Here is a 24,355-nt window from a genome sequence, read left to right on the forward strand (position 1 = left end):
CTAATCCTTCTTTATGCAGAAACCACCATCACTATTTCTCCCTTGATAGCCTTCCCTTCGTAATAAGCGAGCAATTCAGAAAGCGTACCCCGCTGCGTCTCTTCGTGTATCTTGGTAATCTCGCGCGAAATGCTCGCCTTCCTATCCCCACCAAAGACCGCGATGAAGTCCCCCAGTGTTTTGAGTAGTTTATGAGGCGATACGTAGAAAATCATCGTCTTTTTCTCCTCTGCAAGTTGCTGCAAGCGCGTCTGCCGCCCTTTCTTATCAGGCAAGAACCCTTCGAAAACGAACCTATCATTCGGCAAGCCACTATCCACCAGCGCAGGCACAAAAGCAGTAGCCCCTGGTAAGCACTCTACAGCTACTCCAGCAGCTAAACACTCGCGTACCAACAAAAACCCTGGGTCGGAGATCGCAGGCGTACCTGCATCAGTGATAAGCCCCACCGTAGTGCCACTCTTGATACGCTCTACCCAGCCCTCTACCACCTTGTGCTCATTGTGTTGGTGATAGCTTTGCATTGGCGTATGGATGTCGTAGTGCTTCAATAGCTTACTACTGGTACGCGTATCCTCAGCCAGAATCACATCAACTTCTTTGAGCATACGTAGTGCGCGTAGAGTGATGTCCTCTAAATTTCCAATAGGGGTGGGGATAAGGAACAACTTACTCATTACACCTCAAAACGCTTCAAAAGAAGACTCAAAAAGCGTTCCTCAAACTCTTCCTTACCTTTCCAATAATTATACGTAGGCTTGATCTCCTGCTCGATGAATACCGCAGCCTCCTGCATACTTTCGGCCTCGCTCACACGCTTTACAACCTTGTTGTATTCGCTCTCACTGCCGAAGAAAAGTTTCTGGATAAAAGCCAACCGATCGTTAAGCCCAATCTGTACTTCCTTGCCAAATTTGTCATTGACTGATTTTACGGGCTTAATATCTATTGAAGTGTCTCGCTTGTCAAACACCGTATTTTGCGATTGCGAGATAAACTCCTCAAGCGAGGGCGTTTGCTTCAAGATTTCACGTTGAGGGCTGCTGTCCAACTGCTGAATAAACTGCTGTGCATCTACCTGCTCTACTGGTCGTGGTTCCTCACGTTGTGCTTTGGGGATTACGAACTCAGGCTCATCAGTCACCTCCTTCATAATAGGCGTACTCACCTTCTTTCCAGAGGTTTGTATAGGGATATCTATCGCCTCAGCATCTGCCACTGTTCTCCGTTTAGGCGACACTGGCGATACCTCAGGTTCCATCGCTACAAAAGCAGACTTATCTCCCTTCTCTTTCTGAATGCTTTTAAGGGGCTTCACCTCTTCCACCGCTTTCACACCTATATCAAAGATATCCTCCTCACGGTTCTCTTCGATAAATTCAGCCACCTTTTGCATAGTGCGATCCCTACGCTGTTCGGCAACACCAAGGGTGTCGTAGTATTTCTCTACAAAACTCAGTATCGTAATCTTCTCACTGAGCCTACCTGCTTGCTTAGTAAGTTGCGAAAAATCATACTGTCCTGCTGAAGCAATAATGTCTTCGGCTAAAGCGATAAGCTCGCGTTGTAATTCTTCTTTCATTGTAATTATTATTTTTACACTGTTAAAATTCACCATTGACCCCATCAAAGGAAAGGTATTCTATCTATCTTTTCATTTAGAGCGACAAAAGTACAGCAAAAACAAATACACTCCAAATAAAAACACATCTTTTTACTCAAACCAGAAAGAATAAGCCATCACGGAAATAAAAATAACAGAGAGAATATTCAGTACAAAGCCCGCTTTTATCATATCGCGTTGGCTTACCATCCCCGTGCCGTAGGCAATTGCATTCGGAGGCGTTGCCACAGGCAACATAAAGGCACACGATGCCCCCAGCCCTATGATCAGCGACAGCCCCAGAGGGTTCATACCCATACTCTCAGCTACCGAAATAAAGATAGGCACCAGCAGCGCTGCACTTGCCGTATTCGAGGTAAACTCCGTCAAGAAAATAATAAACGTAGCCACCAAAAGCCCTATCACAAAATAGCTCTTACCATCCACCAAGAACTGCACTGAATCCACCAGTGCCTTACTCGCCCCCGAACTGATAAGGATAGCACTCAGCGAGAGCCCCCCACCAAAGAGCATTAGCACGCCCCAGTCCGTTTGTTCCTGTATTTGTTTCCACTCAGCCACTCCCGTCACACATATCAAGATGGCTGCAATCATAGCTACCACCGCATCGAAATCAGTAATCCTGTCAATATGCAATATTTGCGACATCAGCTCATTGAGCTTATCCCCGAATATCCAGCACAACGCCGTCGCCACAAAGATAGCAATAGTGATATACTGCTTCGCATTGAGCTTCTCGTGCCATTCTTCTTGCGCTATCTTAATATTGAGCTTCGGACGAAACACCACGTACATCACCCCAAGCATTATAGGCATCAAGCCCAGTACCGTAGGCATCCCATAGCGAAGCCATTCCGAAAAACTAATATTGAGCTGCGAAGCCACAATCGCATTCGGTGGACTCCCCACTAAGGTGCCCATTCCACCAATGCTGGCACTGTATGCAATCCCTAAAATCACAAAAGCGTAAGTCCCTTTATGTTCCTTATAATCTACATTCTTCAGCATCCCTATCGCCAACGGAATAATCATAGCCGCCGTAGCCGTATTGCTGATCCCCATCGAAAGCACCGCCGTAACCATCAGTAGCAAAAACACGGCGATCATAAAATTGCCCTTAGCCAACCCAATAACCTTATGCGCTATGTACTTGTCCAAGTTCTGAACGCTCAGCGCAGTGGCAATGGCAAAACCACCAAAAAACAAAAATATCGTAGGGTTAGCAAACGCCTGCAAAGCGGGCTTCGTATGCTCCAGCCCCAAGAGGATTGCCAGCACAGGCACCGACAGCGCCGTAACGGTAATATGCAGCGCCTCCGTAAGCCACAAAATAGCTATAAAAACCAACAACGCCAAGCCCTTATTCGTCTGCTCCTCATAAGGCAAAAACAAATAAAGTAAAACTCCAATTGCCAAAGCCAGCCCTATAATTGCAGGCTTCTTAAACAAATTCGTCATCATAATCTTATCATTTTATATTTAGGTACACAACAATATTTAGGGCAAGCTACCCCTTAGAGAGTATCTCTACCCCTTTTTGCAACAACAAATTGTTAGGAATAGAAATCTCCTCCCCCTGCTCAGTCCTGAGCAAAGTGTAAAACGACTGTATCTCTACAATCCGCGCCTCTATCGGGAAATCCTTATCAAGCAACCTTATCTTATCCCCTATCTTAAACGGAAACGAGAAAAACAAAATAATCCCCGCCGTCACATTACTCAGTATCGACCACTGCGCAAAAAAAGCCACCCCAATAACCGTCAATACCGACGATATAAACAAAAACAACTGCTCAGGCTTAATCCCCCAAATCGATACAATAATGATTAGCGACAAAGCAAACGCCAAATAATCAATGTACTTCCTCACCAAGCCCTTCCTACTATTACCTATATTCGCCTGCTGAGCCACCTTGTTAATCACCTTATTGATAAGATACCTCAGCACCACAAAAACCACAATCGTAATCGCAGTAGCTACAAACTGATTAAAATACTCTTTGAAAAATATCCCTTCGTGATTACTCGCTATATTTTACACGGCAAAAATAAAAAGAAAAATACAAACCGCCAAATAAAATCACAAGAAAATAAAAAAAGTCCGATACTTAACATATCGGACTTTTCCATTAACCAACCAAAACTTTAAATTATGAAAACTATTATTTGAAGTTTTACAATGAGCTACCACCCTCATTGCGATGCAAAGGTACGACGAATTTGTAACATAGCAAGTATTTTTCTGACTTTAACAAAACTTTATTACCATCACCCCCATTTCGCCGCCTTTTTTAAGAAACTTTAAGGATTTTGAAAATCAAATTTTAAGGCTTCTTTTACACTAATTGAGTCCCAGAAACTTACTACGGGCAAGCATACTCGCCCCCAAAACCCCCAATCGTTCGCCCAATCTGCTCACACGGATAGTCGAATCCTTGCTCACCAAGTTCAGCGAATACTTCTTTATCGCACTGCGCAAAGGCAACAACAAATAATCACCCGCAGCCGCCATAGCACCGCCAATCACCACTAATTCAGGGTTGTACAAGTTGATCAAGCCCGCTATATGCTTTCCCAAAGTGTTGCCAATCTCCTCAATTAGCTCAATGGCAAGCATATCCTCCTCATTCGCCGCATTGATAATATCTTCCAAACTGATATTCGCATAATCATTCTTGCCCGCCTGCTGCGTAAGCTGCGAAGAATAACCCCCTATGAGCTTCTCAATAAACTTACGGTGCAAATATGAGCCTGAAGCCTGCGTCTCTAAGCAACCCTTCTTCCCACAATGGCACAACATCTCATTGTCAAAGGCAGGAAGATGTCCAAACTCACCCGAGAACCCCGACTTGCCGTAGTACAACTGCCCGTTCATAATCACACCCAAGCCCAAACCCCAATCCACATTCACGAACAAGATATGCTTCTCCCCCTTCACACACCCCTTCATATACTCGCCATACGCCATCGCACGCGAGTCGTTGTCAATCGTCACATTAATCCCAAAACGCTCCTCAAAAACCTCCGTCAAAGGGCGCTCATCAAAATAAAAAAAACTATAACTATGCCCCGACTGCGAGTTCACACGCCCCGAAATATTCACCCCTATACTCAATATCTTCTCCTTCGGCACCACCGTATGCGCAATAAAATCCTCCACAATAGCACATAGCGCCTCAAAGTGCTCCAACGAATGGCTCATCTCAAAAGGAACATCCATCTGCGCATCGATCAAATCGCCCTTAAAGTTAATCAAACCCACATTCACCCCAAAGCGCTTCACATCCACACCCACAAAGTAACCCGAGTTCTCATTCAGCCCATACACATTCGGTCGCCGCCCACCAAGGGTCTCCTGCTTACCAAAATCCATCACGATGCCGTCCTCCAGCAGCTCCACCACCAGCTTAGTCACCGTCGGGATGCTCAAGTTCAGCTCCCGCCCCAAATCCGCCAAAGTGCAATCACCATTATTAATATGATACCCAATAATGTCTTTCTTAAGCGATGCGCTCTTAACGCCCATTTTCACTTCTTCCAAAAACTTTAAACTCATATTACATTCACATTTAAATCCAAAACGCAAAATTAATAAAATAAATTAAAAAACCACACCTCCCACAAACATTTTTTAATAAATGCGAAAAACTTCCCCCTACAACGAGAAATATTCCCCACAACCCACAACGAAGAAAGAACGGACAAAGAACGAAGCGACAGCAGTCAGTAGAGAGCAACCCTACCCATTAACTGAAAAATTTATTCAATATTCATTGCACATTAAACAATATTTCGTACCTTTGCCCTCTGAAAAGAACTAACTATCGCATCACGATGATTGATACAATAAAAGAGCACATCGCTAAAATTGAGGCTTTTACTGCCAAAACAAAAGACGAACTCGAGCAGTTTCGCATCCAATATCTTGGTAAAAAAGGCGTCCTAAACGACTTCTTCACTGCCTTTAAGTCCGTGCCTAATGAAGAAAAGAAAACCTTTGGGCAGGTAGTCAACGAACTAAAAAGCAAAGCAGAAGCCAAAGTGCAACAACTGCGCGACCTCTTAGAAAACACCCAAGAAAGCACAGGCTCCTATGGCGACCTCACCCGCCCCGCTACCCCCTTCCCTATTGGGGCACGCCATCCCATCTCAATAGTGAAAAACGAGATCGTGAAGATCTTCTCTAACATAGGCTTTAACGTATCCGAAGGCCCCGAGATTGAAGATGATTGGCATAACTTCACCGCACTGAACCTACCCGAATACCACCCCGCCCGCGATATGCAGGACACCTTCTTCATCCAAACCTCACCCGACATCCTCCTACGCACCCACACCAGTTCGGTGCAAGTGCGCTATATGGAAGACCATCAACCACCGATACGCACCATCTCCCCAGGGCGCGTGTTCCGCAATGAGGCGATCTCAGCGCGCTCACACTGCCTGTTCCATCAAGTAGAAGGGCTGTATATTGACAAGGACGTCTCCTTTGCCGACCTCAAACAGACGATCTTGTACTTCACTAAGCAAATGTTTGGGAAGTCAAAAATACGCCTACGCCCCTCCTACTTCCCTTTCACCGAGCCGAGTGCCGAAGTGGATATCTACTGGGGCTTAAACAACGAGGTGGACTACCGTATCACCAAAGGCACAGGCTGGCTTGAAATTATGGGCTGCGGAATGACCGACCCCAACGTGCTCAAGAACTGCAATATCGACCCTGAGGTATACAGTGGTTTTGCCTTCGGTATGGGCGTAGAGCGCATTGCAATGCTCCTCTACCAAATAGGCGATATCCGTATGTTCTACGAAAACGATGTGCGCTTCTTAGAGCAGTTCAAAGCGAACCTTTAACCATTGATAAATCTTATCATCTCAGCCACTGCACTATATTTACAAGAAATATTTAACTCCCCTGTACTGAGTTTGGCAAAGTATTTGTACTTTTGCAAAATATTATCAAATAATGAAAAGTAATATGAGTGTAACAACTTTATCATTCGAAGTGGATATGCCAGCAGAGGAAGTAACCCGCTTAAAGGAAACCATCCGTTCATTTGGTGTTAAAGACATCAAAGAAGAGCAAGAAACCACGGTAAAAGTGCCAAAATCACAGGTACTTTCTATCTTGCGTGGAATTGAAGATGTAAAAGCTGGACGATATATCACTAGTGAAGAAATGCATAAAAAGATTGACGCTGAGTTTGAACAATGGGAGCAAAGACAATAAATTGGACAACAGAGGCTGACAATGAATTTACAGCAATTCGTATTTTTGGAATAATTACCACCTTTCGACATCCTACTCTAAAAAACTAAGAGACGAGGTCCGACGTATTGAACAAATAATATTAGACTTCCCAGAGTCATTCCCTATTGTAGGTGACAATATGCTCACAGGAATAAAAGTACATAGAGCTGTTGTGCAAGAGAATTTTAGTCTTTTCTATCAAATAGAAAATGATGCTATCTTTGTAATCTCTTTCCGTGACAATCGCAGAGATCCACAAGGTCTTACTCATATCATAAAATTTTCAAATAACTAACTTATTTTAATGGAAACATTTCTAATAAAAGCTGCTCAGCTAATCTTGAGCTTATCTATCTTAGTCGTATTACACGAGCTGGGGCACTTCATCCCAGCCAAAATCTTTAAAACACGCGTAGAGAAGTTCTTTCTCTTCTTCGATGTGAAGTTCGCCCTCTTTAAGAAAAAGATCGGTGAGACTGTCTACGGCATTGGCTGGCTACCCTTAGGAGGCTATGTCAAAATCGCAGGGATGATCGATGAGAGTATGGATAAAGAGCAGATGGCACAACCCCCTCAGCCTTGGGAATTCCGCTCCAAACCCGCTTGGCAACGCCTGATCATTATGGTTGGCGGGGTAACGGTAAACCTCCTACTCGGTTTCTTTATCTATGCAATGATACTCTTTGTTTGGGGCGAAAGACAAGTAAAAGCTGACGGACTACCTGACGGCTTCTCTCCAAGTCCTATTATGCAGAGCTATGGCTTTAAGAATGGAGACATCGTCACCAAAGTAAACGGTAAACCCTTAGAAAATATATTAGACATCAATAAGTACTTACTTCTACACGATGTAAGTAATCTCACGGTGCAGAATGCCGATGGCAGTACTCGTAGCATTTCTTTACCTGATTCTATAGGGATGCAGCTCTTCCACGCAGGCGAGATGACAGCCCTCTCTCCACGCTTCCCCGCAGTCATTGACTCAGTAATCAATGGTAGTGCTGCGGCTAAGGCAGGTTTGCAAAAGGGTGATAAGATACTCAGTGCAGGCGATACTCCTACTGACTTCTACGATGAATTCGTCACTACTATCCAACAAACCAAAGCTGGTGACACACTACCTATGATGGTAAAACGAGGAGAAGAGCGCATAGCCCTTGCCATAGTGCCTGAGGTAAAAGATGGTCGAAAGATAATCGGGATCTATACTGCTACCGCTGCGTCAAATATAAAAATTACAGAGAAGAAATACAGCCTCGGAGCTGCCTTTGCTAACGGAATTTCTTACGGCTATGATGTGTTGCGCGATTATGTGTCACAGTTTAAGTTTGTATTCACCAAAAAAGGTGCCACCCAAGTAGGTGGCTTTGGCACCATAGGCAAGCTCTTTCCTGCTCAATGGGACTGGCTCTCTTTCTGGCATGCCACAGCTTTTATTTCCATCATCTTAGCATTTATGAACATACTGCCTATCCCAGCCCTCGATGGTGGGCACGTGGTATTCCTACTATACGAAATTGTTACAGGGCGCAAACCAAGCGAAAAGGTTCTGGAAGTAGCTCAGATGGTTGGCTTTGTAATCCTCATAGCAATATTGCTTTACGCCAACGGTAACGACCTCTACCGAGCCATATTCAAATAAATTAGAGGCTAATAGACAGAGAGCAGGGGTCAGTAATCAGAGTGAGCCATATAGGTAATTCTGATTGCTGACCCCTGCTCTCTGATTATCTATATCTGTTAAAGTGTGTTAATATACTTGACATATCAATAAAACATTCTATTTTTGCAGCCTGAACAAACTTAGAATAATTTTAAATTAAATAACCAATGAGATATATCATTAGCACACTCGCAATAGCTTGGGCTTGCATAAGCAGTGCCTTAGCACAAGAAACCATTGCCGTAGAAGGGCGCGTAACTGATGCAAAGCACCAACCCATAGGTGGTGTAGCGATAGTAGTCAAAGGTACTAACGTAGGAACAGCTACCAACGAAAAAGGCGGTTATCACCTGCGGAACGTGCCTGTAGGGAAGCAAACTTTTGTTTTTAGCTGTATTGGCTTTAAGGATTACATCATAGAGGTAGAAGCCGAACCCTCTAAAGCTCCCATTGTTATCAATGCTCAATTAGAAGCCGAGACCACTGCCCTGCAAGAAGTAGAAGTCATAGGGCGTAAGGAACGCACTTATAAGAACACCAATTCCTTCGTAGGGACGAAGACGGCTTCTGCTCTTAAAGATGTGCCGCAATCCATAGGCTACGTTACCAAAGAGCTGATCCTCGACCAAGGGGCAACTACCGTTAATGAAGTGGTGAAGAACATCAGCGGGGTGAACCAATACACCACTTACAACGACTTCTCCATTCGCGGCTTTCGCGCTACGGGCAATCGTGGGTCGGGTAACTTAGTAAATGGTATGCGCTCTCAAAGTAGCCTATGGCGGCAATCTTCATTGGCAAATATTGAGCGTGTGGAGGTCATCAAAGGTCCTGCTTCAGCCCTCTATGGTAATGCAGCTCCTGGGGGTATCATCAACCGCGTTACTAAGAAGCCACTCTTGGAACGCCGCAATAGTGTATCAATAAGTGCAGGCAGTTGGAACGCGCTAAAGACTTATGGTGACTTCACCGGCCCGCTGAATGAGAAAAAGACAATGCTTTACCGTCTCAACCTTGGCTATGAGAAAACCGATACTTTCCGCGATCTTCAAGGGTATGACAACTACATCGTTGCACCTTCATTCTCCTATATCCCCAATGAGAAAACAAGCCTGAATGTTGATTTTGTCTATCAGTATTTCAATGGGAAAGTAGACCGTGGGCAGCCCTTCCCTTACGGAGGCAGTCTCTATGACACCCCGATCTCAATGTCAATGAGTGCTGCCAATGATTTCCTAAAAGAAAAACAACTCAACACAACCATTGGCTTTACGCATCATTTCACAGATAACATCTCACTGAACGCTACTTACCTCAACTCTTCTTATGATGAGGATCTGCAAGAGCACCTACAAGCCAATGCTTATTACAAACAGATAGGTAACGACTTCCGTTATGCCGATCCTAACAAAGTGCTGATGAACGCGACCTTGCGCAAACGTTACTACGTTAATAACAGCATCAACGCTTATATGAATTTCAACTTCAATACGGGTGGGATAAAGCACAAACTATTGGTGGGCTATGATTACTTCAACTCTGAGTACAAGCACGGCTCTAACATCACCGCACAGGGCTATGTGAATAAGAATGGCACCAGCACCTCAGGCACTTACACCACCACTGCCAATGTGCTGGCAGGTAGCGTGCAAACCCCTACTACAAATGTGCCTGTTTTTGATATGCTCAACCCTGCAGAGGGCAATGCTTATAAGAACATCAGTAAGTACATCTTTAAGGCTAATGCCTTAGCACCTTATGAGGAGTACTCTCACGCCATCTACGCACAAGACCAATTGGAGTACGATATCTTCAAGCTGCTTATTGGTGTGCGACAAGAGTACTACACTGAAATACTCAATAAGGGAGTAACCACAGGCAAAAACAAAGAGGCAAAAGCAGAAACCAAAGCCTTCATTCCGCGCATAGGCTTAGTGATTGCTGCCTCAGACAACATCAACCTCTATTCCACTTGGGTAAAAGGCTTCCAGCCCCAGAGTTCGAATATACAGGCAGAACCCGACCGCTATGGGGGTCCTTTTGACTATGAAAAAAGCGAACTTTACGAAATAGGCTTGAAGACGGAGTGGTTCCGTCGCCGCCTCTCAGCTACCATTTCTGTGTATAGGATACTACAAGAAAATTCTTTAGAGGCAAGTGCGCGTCCGAACCTGCCTGATTGGCGTATCCCTGTGGATATGCGCTCAGAGGGTGTAGAGATCGATGTGGCGGGGCGCATCTTCCCTCATTGGAGCATCATTGCTAACTACGCTTACACGGATGCCCGCATCACCAAGCTAAAAGAGCCTGGCGACCTGCGCGACGTAAATATACAACGCCCTTCTACACCTTTCCACGCTGCGAATTTCTGGACGAAATACATCATTCCTAAGGGGGCATTGAAGGATTTAGGTGTAGGCGTCGGGGTGAACTACGTCAGTGAGCGTCTCGGGCAAGTAGGGCGTCGCGCTACTGCCACCACTTACCCCGATTACACCTTGGTGAACGCTGTGCTCTACTACCGCGTGAGCGATGTGCAGTTGCAGCTCAACGTCAATAATGTGCTCAACCGCACGTATTGGATAAGTGGATATGACAACCTGCGCAACTTTCCTGGGGCACCACGCCATATCAACGCAACGGTAACTTATCAGTTTTAAAGAGAGGGCAGCACTATAAAGGCTGTTGAAGCATTGTATAAGCCTCATTAATATAGCCGTAAATATCGCGACTGAAGAGGTTGTTCTCGCCTGCTTTGATTGACTTTTCTCTGCCTAAGCGCACAATGATGACGCCATCGGTGGGGGCTACTATCACGTATTGCCCCAAGTGACCGCGCATCATAAAGAAGTGCTTGCCTTTATAGTCGAGTAACCACATTCCATAGCCATACTCAGGGGCATCGGCAAAGCGCGGGCGCAGTGAGGTTTCGACGAAAGTGCTGTCCAAGAGCTGAGTGCCATTCCATCGCCCTTTATCGCGATAGAGTTTCCCTAAACGGGCGAAGTCGCGTGCATTAGAGGCGATGCAGCAATAGGCTTTCTCCAGTCCATCTTCTTTGCTATCGAGCTGCCATAGTGCGTCGCTTTCGCAACCCACCGGTTGCCATAGTCGCTCCGTTAGGTATCCGCTCAGGCTCCGTTTGGTAGCTTTCTCTATGACCATCCCCAATAGGAGGGTATTGCCGCTTTGATAGACGAACTCTCTGCCTGGGGGTGTGACGATCTTTACACCGAGCATCGCTTTACGGAAGTCGGTATCGAAATAAGCGCGGGTGGTGATCGAAAAGGGGTTGTAATACGCCTCATCCCAGTTGGAGCCTGAAGCCATTGAGGCGAGATCGCCCACGGTGAGGCTTTGGGCTAAGCCTGTGCGGAACTCAGGCAGGAAGTCGCCTACTTTTTGGTCTAAGCCTTTGATATAACCCTCGGCGATGGCTTTGCCCAGCAGGGCGCAGACGTATGACTTTGCCATTGAGAAGGAATTGCTTTTGGTTGTGGTGGTATAGCCCTCGAAATACTGTTCGTGCCAGAGGCTGTCGCCTTTGATAATCAAGAAAGCTGTGGTGCCATAGCGTTTGTGCAGCGCTTTTAGGGCGGGGGTGGCAGGCACTTTGTTGTAATCGGGGTGCACTGGCCAAGGGGTGGGCGCAGTACTTTTCTCGATGGTGCGGTTGTCGAAATAGGTGTAGTCGTCGAGAAAGGTAGTGGTGTGCCCAGTGCCGTAGACAATACGTACAGCCTTTAGCACATAGCATAGCCCAAGGCATAAGTAAGCCCAATGGTAAGGGCGATAATAAGCAATAATGCAAGGAGTATTTTTTTAAAGGTCTTCATAACTGGGAGATTTTTTTACAAAGGTAGAGGTTTTTAGTGAATAATGGATAATGTATAGTGCATAATTTTTATTAGGAGTGCAGAGCTATGTTTGGCTAAAAAAGGGGTTAGGGCAAGGGGAAAGTGGCGGTAATATAAGGATAAGAGTAGGATTTTTAGACTTTTAATCTTTAGTAGTTGATATATCCAAAATTAGTTGATTTTCTTCAATTTAACTTCTTTTGTCTTGATACAAAAGAAGCAAAAAATCAAGGCTTTGGATGCTTAGGCGAGAAAGGCAGAAGCCCCTCGCTGAAAATCCCTAAACTCGCTGTCGCTCAAACAGTAGGGATTTTCCACGCTCGTGTCTTTGCCTTTCTCAGCCACGCCTCCAAGGCCAACGCAGATCGTAAAAGCGAGCTGTGAATGGCACAGAGGAAAAAGTTTAAACAGATTTTTTGTTTTCTGAGGGATTTGCAACATTATAAGTGTTAAAGTCAGTGTTAAAGTTTTGTTAAAACGGGGGTAAAATATATTTTGTAATTTTGCGGCATTAAACATTATAAAAGAATTTAACAATGAAAAATGTAGCGTTTTTAAAAAGTGCCTTAATGGCAGTAAGTATTTTGTTTTTCGCAGCAAGCTGCAGCAAAGACAAAGAGGAGAGTAAAGAAGATCTTATACAGGGGACTTGGTTCTTAACCTCTAATGGTGGAGCTCCTGTAGATAATGATTTGTCGCCAAAAATAGTTTTCGCAAATAACAAAGTGACTATTACAAGCGTTTACAAGAATGAACAAGATAAAATAGTAGAAGAATCCGAAGAAGGTACATTCCGCATTGAGGGGAATACATTAATCCTTATCAGTAGTAAAATGGTAGAGGGTAGAACTGAAATTGTAAGCCTTACAAGTTCAGAGATGGTGTTAAAAACAAAAAGAGGGATAGATGTATATCGCAGAACAAAGATTGCTTATGAAGAAGTACACGCAACTCAGAAATCACTGCAAGGCACTTGGAATCTGAATACTTATAATGGCACATCTGTTACCGATGAACAGATGAAGAAATCAAACTTGGTGATTGCAGATGATAACTTCACTCTGACTACTTACGAGGATGGAAAAGAGAAAGTGGTAAAAGGCACTTTTGTAATAGAAAAGGGCAATAGAATTATAGTAACTGAGTCGGCACAAAAAACAGCAAGATATCAGGTAGTGATTTTAGAGAAGGATAAACTTTCTATTAAGCTTATGAGTGAAGATGATGTTTTAGGGTTTGTGAAGAAATAAATCCTGCGGTTGTAAAATAAAGTAAAGAAGAACCACCTCTTGCGGGGTGGTTTTTTATTTTACAGTAAAAATTTATCTATTGTTCATTATCTATTAATCACTATCTTTGCAGCCTGAAAAGAAGTTAATGACGGAACTTACTCCCATAGAATTACAACTGCAAACCTTGCCGTTGGAGCCTGGCGTCTACCAGTTCTACGACAAGGCGGATACGCTTATCTACGTAGGCAAGGCAGTTAGCCTCAAAAAGCGGGTGTCGTCCTACTTTGCTAAGAACCACAGCAGCGTAAAGACGCGAATGCTGGTACAGAAAATAGCCCGTATTGAGCACATAGTCGTAAAGAGCGAAACCGATGCGCTGCTCTTAGAGAATAACCTCATCAAGCAATATCAGCCGCGCTACAACATCCTGCTAAAGGACGACAAGAGTTACCCTTGGATATGCGTCAAGAAAGAACGATTTCCACGGGTGTTCTACACGCGACGTATGGTCAAAGACGGGTCGCTTTACTTTGGTCCGTATACCAACGTAAAGGCAGTACGTGCGCTGCTTGACCTCATTCGCGAGCTCTATCCGCTGCGCACTTGCACCTATGACCTTTCTGAGGAGAATATCCGTGCTGGCAAGTTTAAGGTGTGTTTGGAGTATCACTTAAAGAACTGCAAGGGTCCTTGTGAGGGGCTGCAAACCGAAGCTGATTACAATGCGAATATTGAAGAGATTGTACAGATACTCAAAGGGAATTACAAAGAAGCCTTAGCGCACTTTAAGAGCGAGATGATGGCATTGGCTGGCGAGCTGCGCTTTGAGGAGGCACAGCGGGTAAAGCACAAGGTGGAAGTGCTTGAGAACTATCAGGCGCGCTCTACCATCGTCAGTGCAAGGGTTACCAACGTAGATGTACTGAGCATCGTCTCCGATGAGGAGTATGCTTATGTGAACTTCTTGCAGGTGGTGTATGGGGCTGTGGTACGCGCTCATACCATTGAAATCAAAAAACGCTTAGAGGAAACCGACGCCGAGCTTTTGGAGTATGCGCTTTTAGATTTACGTGAGCGTGAGTTTGCTACTTCTAAGGAGGTAGTTGTGCCTTTTGTCATTACCTTGCCCGAAGGCTTAACCCTTACAGTGCCTAAGAGTGGAGAGAAAGCAAAGCTACTCGAACTCTCACTGCGCAACGCCAAGCAGTACCGCGCTGAACGCTTTAAGCAGGAGAAAATAGTAGACCCTGAGCGGCATACCAACCGCATTCTCACCCAAATGCAGCGCGACCTGCACCTCTCGGTACCCCCAGCGCATATTGAGTGCTTTGACAACTCGAATATACAGGGCACTAACCCTGTGTCGGCTTGTGTGGTGTTTAAGAATGCCAAGCCCAGCAAAAAGGACTATCGGCATTTTAACGTAAAGACCGTAGAGGGACCTAATGACTTTGCATCTATGGAAGAGGCTGTTTTTAGGCGTTATCGTCGTCTTTTGGATGAAGAGCAACCTTTGCCTCAACTCATCATCATTGATGGTGGAAAAGGGCAACTTTCGTCAGCTTTAAAGGCATTAGAGGCTTTGGAGCTTCGCGGTAAGATAGCCATCGTAGGTATTGCCAAGCGTTTGGAAGAAATCTACTTCCCTGAGGATCCTATCCCGCTTTACTTGGATAAGCGTTCAGAGACCCTACGCGTCATTCAGCAGCTCCGCGATGAAGCACACCGCTTTGGCATCACCTTCCATCGACAGAAGCGCAGTAAGGCAGCTATTGTATCAGAACTAAGTGCTGTTGAAGGTATTGGCGAAAAGACCCAAGAGACATTGCTAAGGCACTTTAAGTCGGTCAAGCGCATCAAAGAAGCGTCTCTTGAGGAGATTACTGCCACTGTGGGTAACCATAAGGCTAAGAAAGTGTGGGAGTATTTTCATAATAGATAAGAAATTAAAGAAACAGCAAATCCTGAGAGTATTTCTACTCTCGGGATTTGCTGTTATTATAGGAAGTTTATCAAATCTCTCTATTCTCAGTTATCGTTAGCTTTTCTCAATATCCTCCTCATCGTAAAGCTCGCGGTGATAAGATACACCCCGCAGAGTACCCAGATCGCTATCCAGAACTCTTTGATGGTGCTTAGCTCTGCTCCCATTTGGGTGAGGGAGACGAAGCCCTTAGCCCCCCAAGTGCTGGGCAGCACATAGCTCAGGGCGGTGATCCACTGAGGGAAGAGGTTGGACGGCCACGAGAAGCCTGTTATCATCATTGCGGGCAGAGAGGTGTACATCACTACCATTATGGCATCTTCACGGCGGCGGAAGAAGGTGAGTAGCGTAAGCCCAAAGAAGACGACTGCCAGCAAGAAGGGTATCATAAAGACTACCACAGGCAACACTGCGGAGCGCAACGGGATACCATAAAGCGGCATCACGATACCTAAGAAGATGATGAGGATCACCATTGCTAAGAGCAGATAGGCGGTGGCTTTGCCCATCACGATAGGCATTGCCCCGAAGAAGCTATCGGAGTCGGGATAGATGCGGTGGAGCTTTTTCTCCTCGCGCATTGTGCCCCCAAGCATACCCACGGCGGTGAGCATCGTGGTCTGGAAAACGATGATGAGCACCACAGGGATTAGTGCGGTTGCATACCCCCCCGAAGGGTTGTAAAGATTGACGACCTTCGCGCTCACGGGCGATACCTCGCTGCGGGCTTGGGTGGGGAGCTTGCCCTGCGCACTGATTTTCTTGATGCGTACCCCTGCACTCATATAGGTGGCGGAGAGCTTTACGGCGGTTACTACTTGCTTGTAATAGAGCATATAAGAGCCATCGGCATAGACGGAGAGGGTGGGCTGCTCACCGCGCTGGAGGTTGCGCCCAAAGTCGCGAGGGATGATGACCACCCCACGCACGTCTCCGCGTTGGAATGCCTCGCCTGCTTCCTCTGTGGTGGTGTAGGAGGCGCGTATCTGTGCTTGCGAGGTGGCATCGATCATCCGCAGCAGCTGTCGGCTGGTGGCGGTGTTGTCCTCATCGATGACGCCAATGGGCAAATCCTCAAGTACCTCGCTGGAATAGAGGTAGGTGTAGGCAAACGCTACTAAGATAGCGGAGACGACAAAGGAGAAGAACACGGACTTGTCGCGGAAGATAAATTTGAGTTCCCAGCGCATTGCTTTGGTGAAAGCGGCTGAGGAGCGATAGATGTAACTGCTAATTCTTTTCATAACCACCTGCTTTTAAGTGTTTAACGAATCGGGGGTAAGCCAACGCAAAGAGGAGTGCGAAGAGCAGTAGCGAGAAGAGGCCTTCCCACGCCATTGCAAAGGGTACGCCCTTGACGGCACGATTGACGAAGTACTCCACGAAGTGCGTAAAGGGAAAGAGTTGTGCCACGATGCGCATCATAAAGGGCAAGCCCTCAATGGGATAGGTGTAGGCAGCGAAGGAGAATGCCAAGGCAGTGAAGCCGCTGCCTATGGTGAGCGCGGCACGGAAGTCGGGCGCAAAGCTCACAAAGGCAATCGCCATTATCTGATAAATAAGGATGAAGGCAAAGGTAAGCAGCACGGCATTGCCCATCGGGATGTGCAGCGGGGTGCCGATAAGCCCAAAGAGGAGGTGATTCATCCACCAGCCTACAAAGAAGAGGCAGAGGGTATAGGGCAAGGTACGCCCCATCAGCGCGATAAAGGGGTTGCCACCTGCTGCCTCGAGCCACTGCTTGCCCTGCCGATTGCGCAGGTCGATACCCAAGGCGTAGACGGTACTCATCACTACCACCATCTGCAACAGCATCGGGAAGAGTGCCGTGAGCAGGTAATAGGCGTAGTTAGAGTAGGGATTGAAGAGGGCGTGCTCATCGACTAATACGGGCTGTGCCTCTGCTCGCACACGGGCGGTCTGTACGCCTTTTTGCAATTGCTTTTTCATCGCAGAGCCTGCGCCGAACATCCCTACGGTCGTTTGGAAGTCCTTCTAGATAATGCCTGAGGGGAGCATAAACTGGCTATTGAGGTAGCAGATAACCTGCTGGGGGTCGCCTTTGTAGAGCCCTCGTTGGAAGCCCTGCGGAATGCTCACGAAGCCCATTATCTTCTGCTGCTGTATGAGGCGTTTGGCTTCTTCCTCATCGCGGAGGCTGTAGCACAAGTCCATAGAGGGGGTGCTGCCGAGCATACGCACAAGACTTTGTGAGGTCTGCGACTGATCGCGGTCGATATAGCCCATAGGCATCTTGCGGGCTACCCCTGCGCTAAATAGCGAGGCGAAGAAGACAAAGAGCAAGAAGGGCAGCACCAGCACATAGAACAGCCGCTTGGGCTCTGTGAAGAACTTGCGGCACTCTGAGGTGAATAGGTTTAGAAAGTGGTTCATTACTTAATAAATGTGAATTTAATTGTGTTTTATCCTCTTATTCGATACTCCTCATCGCCTTCTTTACAATATAAGCTGTGGCTTTAGTAGGGCTTTCAGCACTCCAACGGGTGCAGAGGTCGCGAACAAAGTCGGGGCGGGTCTTGCTCGCATCATTGAGCCAATTGCCAACGCTATCCTGCACGTATCTGGAAGGGTCAGATTTAAGAAGTTCTAATATAGGCAATAGCTTCTCGGGTTGCTCTTTAAGTATCTCAATATGAGCACACCACACTCCTCGCGGCCGTAGGCTCTCAGTGCAGAAGCGGCGTATATTAGCTTCTGGATCAGTTGCCCACTTGGTAAGCAGTGGAATAACCCTCTCTAAGTGAAGACTCATTTCAGGACGCAGTGCCATCCATACCACTTCACGTACTCCAAAATGATGATCTCCAATAAAGGGGCGACACTTATCAAGCTTTTCCTCAATGCTTAGGTCTGTCTCTTTCGCTATCCAAAAAGGCGCGTAACAGCGGATACTATCAGAGATGTGTTCAGCAACGCGCTTATACAGCTGCGTATCCTTCTGATGATGCGTATAAAGATATTCCCCTATAACACGTATGATTTGCATTGTAGGAGGCTTTTTAAGTGCTTTTATCTGCTTCTCAATGTCTTCTGTGTCTACAAATAGTTGCTTAACAAGCTCCAAATGGTCTACAGCGAGCCATTCCGTGAGATTTACACTCTCAATAAGCCCGCTATTAAGCAGCAAAAGCACTTGCTCAGGTATGTCTATTGCCTTTTGTGCGCCTTTGCGATTCAATATTTCAATAGGTATATCGTTATTCTTCATTTTAGATTAATTATTTAGCAGATAGTAAGTCTGTCTCTTATTCCTCATACCTCATACCCCACACCTCCCTCTCACCACACCATCACCAGTGCCCCCACAGTGATGAGCACCACCCCGATGAGCGTCTTTACACTAAAAGTCTCGTGGAGGAATACGAGTGCCAGCACAAAGGTGAGCACCACGCTGAGCTTATCTATGGAGACCACCTTCGACACCTCTCCGAGCTGTATCGCCTTGTAGTAGCACAGCCACGAGATGCCCGTTGCCAAGCCCGAGAGAATGAGGAAGAGCCAACTGCGCTTGCTGATTGCCACCACGCCGCCTTGGGTTTGGGTGAGGAAGACCATAGCCCACGAGAGCACCAGCACCACTACCGTGCGTATGGCAGTCGCTAAGGTGCTATTGACCCCCTCGATGCCTATCTTGGCAAAGATAGAAGTCAATGCCGCAAAGAGGGCGGAGAGTATTGCTAATACGAGCCACATCTCCCCTACTCTTCTACTAATACCGACATACCAGGGCGCAAGTCCTTCACCTTCTGCACAGGATACGCCTTAATGGCAAAGGTTTTCCTATCGAAGTCGCCTTTGCTCTTGGTGGCTGTCCACGTAGCAAAGTCCGCCTGCACAGCGATATGCCTTACCACGAGGGTAATCTCCTGATTGCCCAGCGCAGGCACAATGCCCTTAAACTGCGTACCGACCTTGAAGGCGTTCATCTTGTCCTCGCGGATGTTGAAGACCACCCACTCGTCGCTCGTGTCAATGAGGTTCATCACAGGGTAACCCGCATTGACGATCTCGCCCTCATTGGGGATAATCGTCTGTATCTCAGCATCGGAAGGTGCGAACACTTTTGCCCCGTCCTTATACGCCTCAACCTCACTGATAGCCCCCTGCGCCTGCGACACTAAGGCAGCGGCAGCCACCTTGTCCTCCGTGCGTGCCCCATTGCGCACCATATCATACTGCGACTTGGCGGCTTCGGCTTGCTTTTGCAGGGCGATCATCTGGGTGTATGCCTCGTCTTTCTTCTGGGCAGGGAGCACCTTGTCGTTGTAGAGATTGCTCACGCGCTCGTACGTCTTGGCAGCGAGGTCGGCAGCCGCTTGCGCCTGTTGCCATACGTTGTACGCCCCTTGTATCTGCTCCGAGCGCGCCCCACGTTGTGCCTTGTCCGACTGTGCCTGAGCTGCCGCCCGTGCCGCTTGGGCTTGCGAGAGCTTGGCATCGAGTTCCGTGCTTTCCAGCTCTAAGAGCAAGTCGCCTTTGTGCACGAGGTCGCCCTCTTGCTTATAGATCGCCTTCACCCGACCTGGCACCTTAGGAGCCACATTGATCTGCTTTGCCTCTACCTGCCCCTGCAAGTACACCGGCGACGCACTGCTAAAATACCACACCGATAGCCCAATCACAAGGGCAAAAATAGCAATGGTAATGATAAGTCCTGTAATGTTCTTCTTTTTCATTATGTTCTAATTTTATCTTATATTCAGTTTATAGTGAGGCAGAAATATTTTCTGTTAGGGAGATGATGGGGTTCACTTGCGGTTCAGATGGGGTTCACGTGAGGTTCACTTTTCCGTTTTTTCGCGAATGGCAGTTCTATAAAATTTCAGTTATTCAGAAATAAATCTGTAAAAACAGTTGCTTTATAGAAATAGTAATTTTATATGTTTACCAGTTTGATCTTACCCCTCCTACCAAACCTCTGGTTCATCGCCAACTTGGATAACTCTACTGCGATGCACATAGCCCTCTACCCCTGAGTGGGTGCGTATCAAATACCAATCCCCTTTACCGCTGAGCACCTCTACCGTATCGCCATCATCTACCTTTCCAATAACGGGGGTATTCGTACCCTTGCCCTTACGGATATTGGTATAGCCGTCCCTGTCGTTAATAGTATAAACAGGCGAAACTTTATGCGCACTTAGCTGCTTTATCGTACCATTAGGCTGCACGCGATAGACCGCTTTGAGCTGCCGCTTGTCCCCCTCCGCCACACGATGATACAACTCTATCAGACCCTGAGCCGTAATCGTGAAATCATTAATCCTCTGATAGCCTATTTCAGCGATTTCAAGCTGACTCACTTTCTTGCCATTTTTAGCAAGGAAGAGGTAACAATACTGCACATCACATTCTCCAATAGCTACAATCCCAGCCCAATAGCCTCGTATTTTAGGCAACAAGAAAATACCCCAAGGTGTGTATTCACAGCCCAGTTGCTCTAAGAGTCTTTCAGCATCTTCAGGGTCTTCCTCAACCATTATCTTAGGATAACGCTCCATACAGGTATACGAAAACTCATCGCAATGGGCACGATACGCCGCATAGTCAAACGGCAGTGGCACCGCGCGCATCTTATCCCCCAATATTGCCCTATCCGCATCATTGTAGCCGTCAGGAGGGTCGGGAGCGTCATAGTCATCAGGACAGGCTTCCTCCTTATACGGCAACGACTTGCTGTACAGGCTATCGATAAAAAGCCCATACTCATAGCCCACCCCCGTAGTATAACCAATATACCAAAACTTCTTTTGAGCATCAAGCGGCACAAACTTTATTTCCTCCCGCGCTGTTCCGCTAAGACTCACCGTATACACAAGCGTATCCTTGCGCACAAAGCCCGAAACGATTTGCCTGTCATCGTCCTCTTGCCCCCAATCGTGCAAAAGCTGTTTTCCCTTTACCCGTATCGCTGAGATATGCGCATCACAAGGCTGAAAGAGCAACGTATCGAGCATTCCATTAGTATGCACACGAAAAAACGTATGCCCTTGAAGTGCCTTATCCACTTCTGGGGCAACCTTATCCGCGACTACCTCAGTAGCCTGTCTCCGCTGGCAGCTATCACACCCCACAAGCCCCAAAGCCGCAACAAATGTTATAAATAGTGCTTTCATCTCTCCTTTATCTTATTACTGACATTTGCAAAAATACCCATTTTTTGCAAAGGTTCTAACTGACGTTTGCAAAAAACGGGTATTTTTGCAAATAACTTCCCTTTTGCAAGCACCGCCTCCGTCTCTATATGCCCCTCTGGTGGGAGCAACGGGAGTGTAGGTTGTGTTTTCATATTGTTTATACATTCATTGTTCGCCATTCAGTTTCATTGAGATAGCGTTCTTTAATGCTATCTAAAAGCCAGCGTTCTCCATCCTTGATAAGAAAGTATTTGCGCTGGCGAGGCTTACCCTTATAAGTAAGTAAACTGCTTACCTCTGCTTTATGCTCCTTAACAATTACCTCATCAATATTTTCTAAGTCAGTGTCGAAATAGGGAGGAAATCCATAGTGCATTCCTTTGACAATACGCGATCTTTTGCGCAATTTATCAGTGATATAACGGTCGTAAATGGGTATGAGAGCACCCCCCCACCAATTCATCAGGAGCCAGTTCTCCTGTTTTATCGTAATAGCTATATGCATTTACCTCCCTTTGGCATCTGCAAACCCCGCTACAATAGCCCTACCCACAAAAGTCTCGTCAAATGCCTCAGCAGAGAAAAACGATGATGATTTTAATTCGAATACAGCCATATCACTTATTTAGCATTCTTATAACCCTATATTAAATACTAATTTTGTCTCCCACGTTGTGTTTGCCCATACTTGTATCTCTTGCGGCGTATAATGCAAGGAAAGATACTCGGGATGTTCACCAGGTTTATCCGTAAGGGCGAGTTTCCAGCTGCCCAGCTCGCGCCTAAAATGATACTGTTGCCGAAAGTTGTTGCCACACTCCACTTTGTCGGTAGTGAGGAGTGCTTCTGCGCCATTTATATCGATATGCGTAATGCGCTCCATCGCTGCATCAAAAAGCATAGGAAGATAGCACACCACCTTACCGCTCGCTTTCGCTGTCTCCTTATACTTAGCCACTACAAACTCCTTACGGATGTCCGTTATAGTCGCTATAAAAGTCGCCTCATCTACGCGCTCCCCTGGCTGCTACTGCTGCCTCTATGCGTGTAAACCATTGCTGCAAGGTATCGGTATAGCTCAGTAGCCGCCGCTCTATGGTTCGTTGTTCTTGGGGTTTCATAAAGAATAAAATCATTTAATCATCCCCGCAAACTCCCCACTCTTCCCACAGGTCTCCAACAACTGTGCTAAGGTCTTATCCATTTCAAAGAGGGCTTGGTAGCGTTTGATTTGTATAGATGCCAAATAGAGATTGGCATCGGCAACATCAGTGGAGGTGGATAGTCCTTCCGTGAAGGCTTTGTTGCGAGCACGTACCAGCTCCTCTGCAAAGCGCAAACTCTCCTCAAGACTGGCGTATTGCTCTTGCTGCTTAGCGATCTCGGTGTATTGCTTTTTTACCAAGGTCTGCACGTCCTTCTCGGCTTGGGCGGTGAGCAGCTGCACACTCTCGCGCAATGCCTTGGCTTGGGCGATCTTGTTCTTGCCTTGCAAGCCATCAAAAACGTTCCATTGCAAGCCTACCCCCACATACCAATTGTCGGGCTCGGTAAGTGGCAGGTGCTCCTTCCAGAGGTATTTCTTGCCTACGGCTGCCACATCGGGCAAGTAGCCTGCCCACTGCACCTTTACGTTCTCAGCTGCCTGTTGTCCCTTTAAGCGCGCTTGCACGATCAGCGGATAATGCTCCTTTGCCTCTGCCTGATAGTAAGCGAGTTCGCGCAAGGGAGCTACCTCAAAGAGCGGTGTGGTGAGGGCGGTAAGGGGTGTTTCAGCCACGCCCATCACCCCGTAGAGGGCGGTCTGTGCGAGCTGTATGTCTTTCTCAGAGGCAAGCACCTCACGCTGGGCATCGGTAACGGCTTTCTTGGCTTGCATCACCTCCACAGAAGCGACCATACCGTTCTTCTCGAGCTTCTGGGCATTCTCATAATGGTGCTGTGCTGTCTCGAGCGACTGCTTACGCACCTCTAATGCCTTTTCGGCTAATTGGGTTTGGAAATAACGCTCTGCCAACTCTGAGATGAGGGCGTACTCAGTGCGCTGGGCTTCTGCTTTAGCGAGGTCGCTACTGAGGTTACCCACCTTATTGCCTGCGCGCACCTTGCTGCCAGCGAAGAGCACCCATTTCACATCTGCCGACACGCGATAGATGTCTTGCTCCACAAGGCGGTACTTCCAGTCCTGCTGAAAGAGCGGTGCCATACGCTGTTGCAAGGCTGGCAATAGCGGTTGCAATGTAGGAGGCAACTGCGAGCCTATACTCCCAAGAGAGCCTGCCAAGCCCTGTTGTACACCAGCCTTATAGCTATTGGCATCGATGTAGATGGGGTCAGCGAGGTGCGTATAGCTCGCATTGATAGAGAGCTGCGGCAAGTAAAGTCCACGGTAGGACTTCCGTCCGAAGTCGGCAGCCTCAGCCTGCTTTTGTGTACCTTTGAGTTTCTGGTTACTGCCCTGCATCTGAGAGAGTGCCTCCTCAAACGACAGCGACTGCTCCGCAGCCCAGCCCCCTGTGAGGAGCGCGATGATAAGAAATAAGTAAGTGTTTTTCATAAGTATTCTTTTTTAGGTGTCAGGGATGA

Annotated in this window: 20 protein-coding genes and 2 pseudogenes; 7 read left to right on the forward strand and 15 right to left on the reverse strand. The window is 46.8% G+C overall.

The features are described 5' to 3' along the window. Positions 1-11: 11 nt before the first annotated feature. The 5 genes from rsmI to AXF12_RS00925 all read right to left on the reverse strand — a co-directional run bounded on the left by rsmI (position 12) and on the right by AXF12_RS00925 (position 5,180). Entirely contained in the window at positions 12-677 is a 666-nt protein-coding gene (gene rsmI / locus AXF12_RS00905; RefSeq protein ID WP_066427764.1) for a 16S rRNA (cytidine(1402)-2'-O)-methyltransferase, read from the reverse strand. Then, complete coding sequence (locus AXF12_RS00910) at positions 677-1,582, reverse strand: hypothetical protein (RefSeq protein ID WP_066431658.1); 906 nt, start codon at positions 1,580-1,582, stop codon at positions 677-679. The genes rsmI and AXF12_RS00910 overlap by 1 nt, the downstream gene beginning before the upstream one ends. A 132-nt stretch (positions 1,583-1,714) precedes the next feature. Further along, the gene (locus tag AXF12_RS00915; protein ID WP_066427765.1) at positions 1,715-3,085 is read right to left on the reverse strand and encodes an SLC13 family permease; all 1,371 of its coding nucleotides are present in this window, start codon (positions 3,083-3,085) and stop codon (positions 1,715-1,717) included. A gap of 46 nt (positions 3,086-3,131) precedes the next feature. Continuing rightward, entirely contained in the window at positions 3,132-3,575 is a 444-nt protein-coding gene (locus AXF12_RS00920; RefSeq protein ID WP_394336585.1) for a mechanosensitive ion channel domain-containing protein, read from the reverse strand. A gap of 390 nt (positions 3,576-3,965) precedes the next feature. Further along, positions 3,966-5,180 (reverse strand): ROK family transcriptional regulator, encoded by a 1,215-nt coding sequence (locus AXF12_RS00925; protein ID WP_066427769.1) that lies wholly within the window; start codon positions 5,178-5,180, stop codon positions 3,966-3,968. Positions 5,181-5,458: 278 nt separating this feature from the next. Here AXF12_RS00925 and pheS point away from each other — a divergent pair, with 278 nt between their 5' ends. The 4 genes from pheS (at position 5,459) to AXF12_RS00945 (ending at position 11,198) form a co-directional block, all read left to right on the forward strand. Beyond that, entirely contained in the window at positions 5,459-6,478 is a 1,020-nt protein-coding gene (pheS, locus tag AXF12_RS00930; protein ID WP_066427770.1) for a phenylalanine--tRNA ligase subunit alpha, read from the forward strand. Between the two features lie 112 nt (positions 6,479-6,590). Continuing rightward, a complete protein-coding gene (locus AXF12_RS00935) occupies positions 6,591-6,854 on the forward strand; it encodes a hypothetical protein (protein ID WP_095114450.1) in 264 nt (87 codons plus the stop codon). 325 nt (positions 6,855-7,179) lie between these two features. Then, positions 7,180-8,517, forward strand: a complete 1,338-nt coding sequence (gene rseP, locus AXF12_RS00940) for an RIP metalloprotease RseP (RefSeq protein WP_066427774.1) — start codon at positions 7,180-7,182, stop codon at positions 8,515-8,517. Positions 8,518-8,705: 188 nt separating this feature from the next. Then, positions 8,706-11,198, forward strand: a complete 2,493-nt coding sequence (locus tag AXF12_RS00945; RefSeq protein WP_066427776.1) for a TonB-dependent receptor — start codon at positions 8,706-8,708, stop codon at positions 11,196-11,198. 13 nt (positions 11,199-11,211) lie between these two features. On the opposite strand, the pseudogene AXF12_RS00950 reads toward AXF12_RS00945, so the two are convergent. Then, positions 11,212-12,374, reverse strand: a pseudogene (locus AXF12_RS00950) (serine hydrolase domain-containing protein). Positions 12,375-12,551: 177 nt separating this feature from the next. Here AXF12_RS00950 and AXF12_RS12025 point away from each other — a divergent pair. From AXF12_RS12025 to uvrC, 3 genes are all read left to right on the forward strand, one after another. After that, the gene (locus AXF12_RS12025) at positions 12,552-12,779 is read left to right on the forward strand and encodes a hypothetical protein (protein WP_143325027.1); all 228 of its coding nucleotides are present in this window, start codon (positions 12,552-12,554) and stop codon (positions 12,777-12,779) included. A 152-nt stretch (positions 12,780-12,931) separates the two neighbouring features. Next, positions 12,932-13,645 carry a lipocalin-like domain-containing protein gene (locus AXF12_RS00960; protein ID WP_066427779.1) on the forward strand — a complete coding sequence of 238 codons (714 nt, stop codon included), beginning with the start codon at positions 12,932-12,934 and terminating at the stop codon, positions 13,643-13,645. Positions 13,646-13,772: 127 nt separating this feature from the next. Then, a complete protein-coding gene (gene uvrC / locus AXF12_RS00965) occupies positions 13,773-15,569 on the forward strand; it encodes an excinuclease ABC subunit UvrC (RefSeq protein ID WP_066427782.1) in 1,797 nt (598 codons plus the stop codon). Positions 15,570-15,655: 86 nt separating this feature from the next. On the opposite strand, the gene AXF12_RS00970 is transcribed toward uvrC, so the two are convergent. From AXF12_RS00970 to AXF12_RS01015, 9 genes and pseudogenes are all read right to left on the reverse strand, one after another. After that, positions 15,656-16,855, reverse strand: coding sequence for an ABC transporter permease (locus tag AXF12_RS00970; RefSeq protein ID WP_066427784.1), 1,200 nt, complete (start codon positions 16,853-16,855; stop codon positions 15,656-15,658). Further along, positions 16,842-18,005, reverse strand: a pseudogene (locus AXF12_RS00975) (ABC transporter permease). The gene AXF12_RS00970 and the pseudogene AXF12_RS00975 overlap by 14 nt, the downstream one beginning before the upstream one ends. Positions 18,006-18,042: 37 nt before the next feature. Continuing rightward, the gene (locus AXF12_RS00980) at positions 18,043-18,825 is read right to left on the reverse strand and encodes a DNA alkylation repair protein (protein WP_095114488.1); all 783 of its coding nucleotides are present in this window, start codon (positions 18,823-18,825) and stop codon (positions 18,043-18,045) included. Positions 18,826-18,911: 86 nt separating this feature from the next. Further along, positions 18,912-19,325 (reverse strand): EamA family transporter, encoded by a 414-nt coding sequence (locus tag AXF12_RS00985; protein WP_066427789.1) that lies wholly within the window; start codon positions 19,323-19,325, stop codon positions 18,912-18,914. Positions 19,326-19,330: 5 nt separating this feature from the next. Next, positions 19,331-20,308 carry an HlyD family secretion protein gene (locus AXF12_RS00990; RefSeq protein WP_066427790.1) on the reverse strand — a complete coding sequence of 326 codons (978 nt, stop codon included), beginning with the start codon at positions 20,306-20,308 and terminating at the stop codon, positions 19,331-19,333. 231 nt (positions 20,309-20,539) lie between these two features. After that, a complete protein-coding gene (locus AXF12_RS00995; protein WP_066427792.1) occupies positions 20,540-21,748 on the reverse strand; it encodes an SH3 domain-containing protein in 1,209 nt (402 codons plus the stop codon). Positions 21,749-21,926: 178 nt separating this feature from the next. Then, positions 21,927-22,274, reverse strand: coding sequence for an NTF2 fold immunity protein (locus AXF12_RS01005; RefSeq protein WP_066427796.1), 348 nt, complete (start codon positions 22,272-22,274; stop codon positions 21,927-21,929). Positions 22,275-22,403: 129 nt separating this feature from the next. Further along, complete coding sequence (locus AXF12_RS01010; RefSeq protein WP_066427797.1) at positions 22,404-22,727, reverse strand: hypothetical protein; 324 nt, start codon at positions 22,725-22,727, stop codon at positions 22,404-22,406. Positions 22,728-22,901: 174 nt separating this feature from the next. Beyond that, positions 22,902-24,326, reverse strand: coding sequence for a TolC family protein (locus tag AXF12_RS01015; protein WP_066427798.1), 1,425 nt, complete (start codon positions 24,324-24,326; stop codon positions 22,902-22,904). Between the last annotated feature and the right edge of the window lie 29 nt (positions 24,327-24,355).

This window comes from Capnocytophaga haemolytica, from assembly GCF_001553545.1.
GTDB classification, from domain to species: domain Bacteria; phylum Bacteroidota; class Bacteroidia; order Flavobacteriales; family Flavobacteriaceae; genus Capnocytophaga; species Capnocytophaga haemolytica.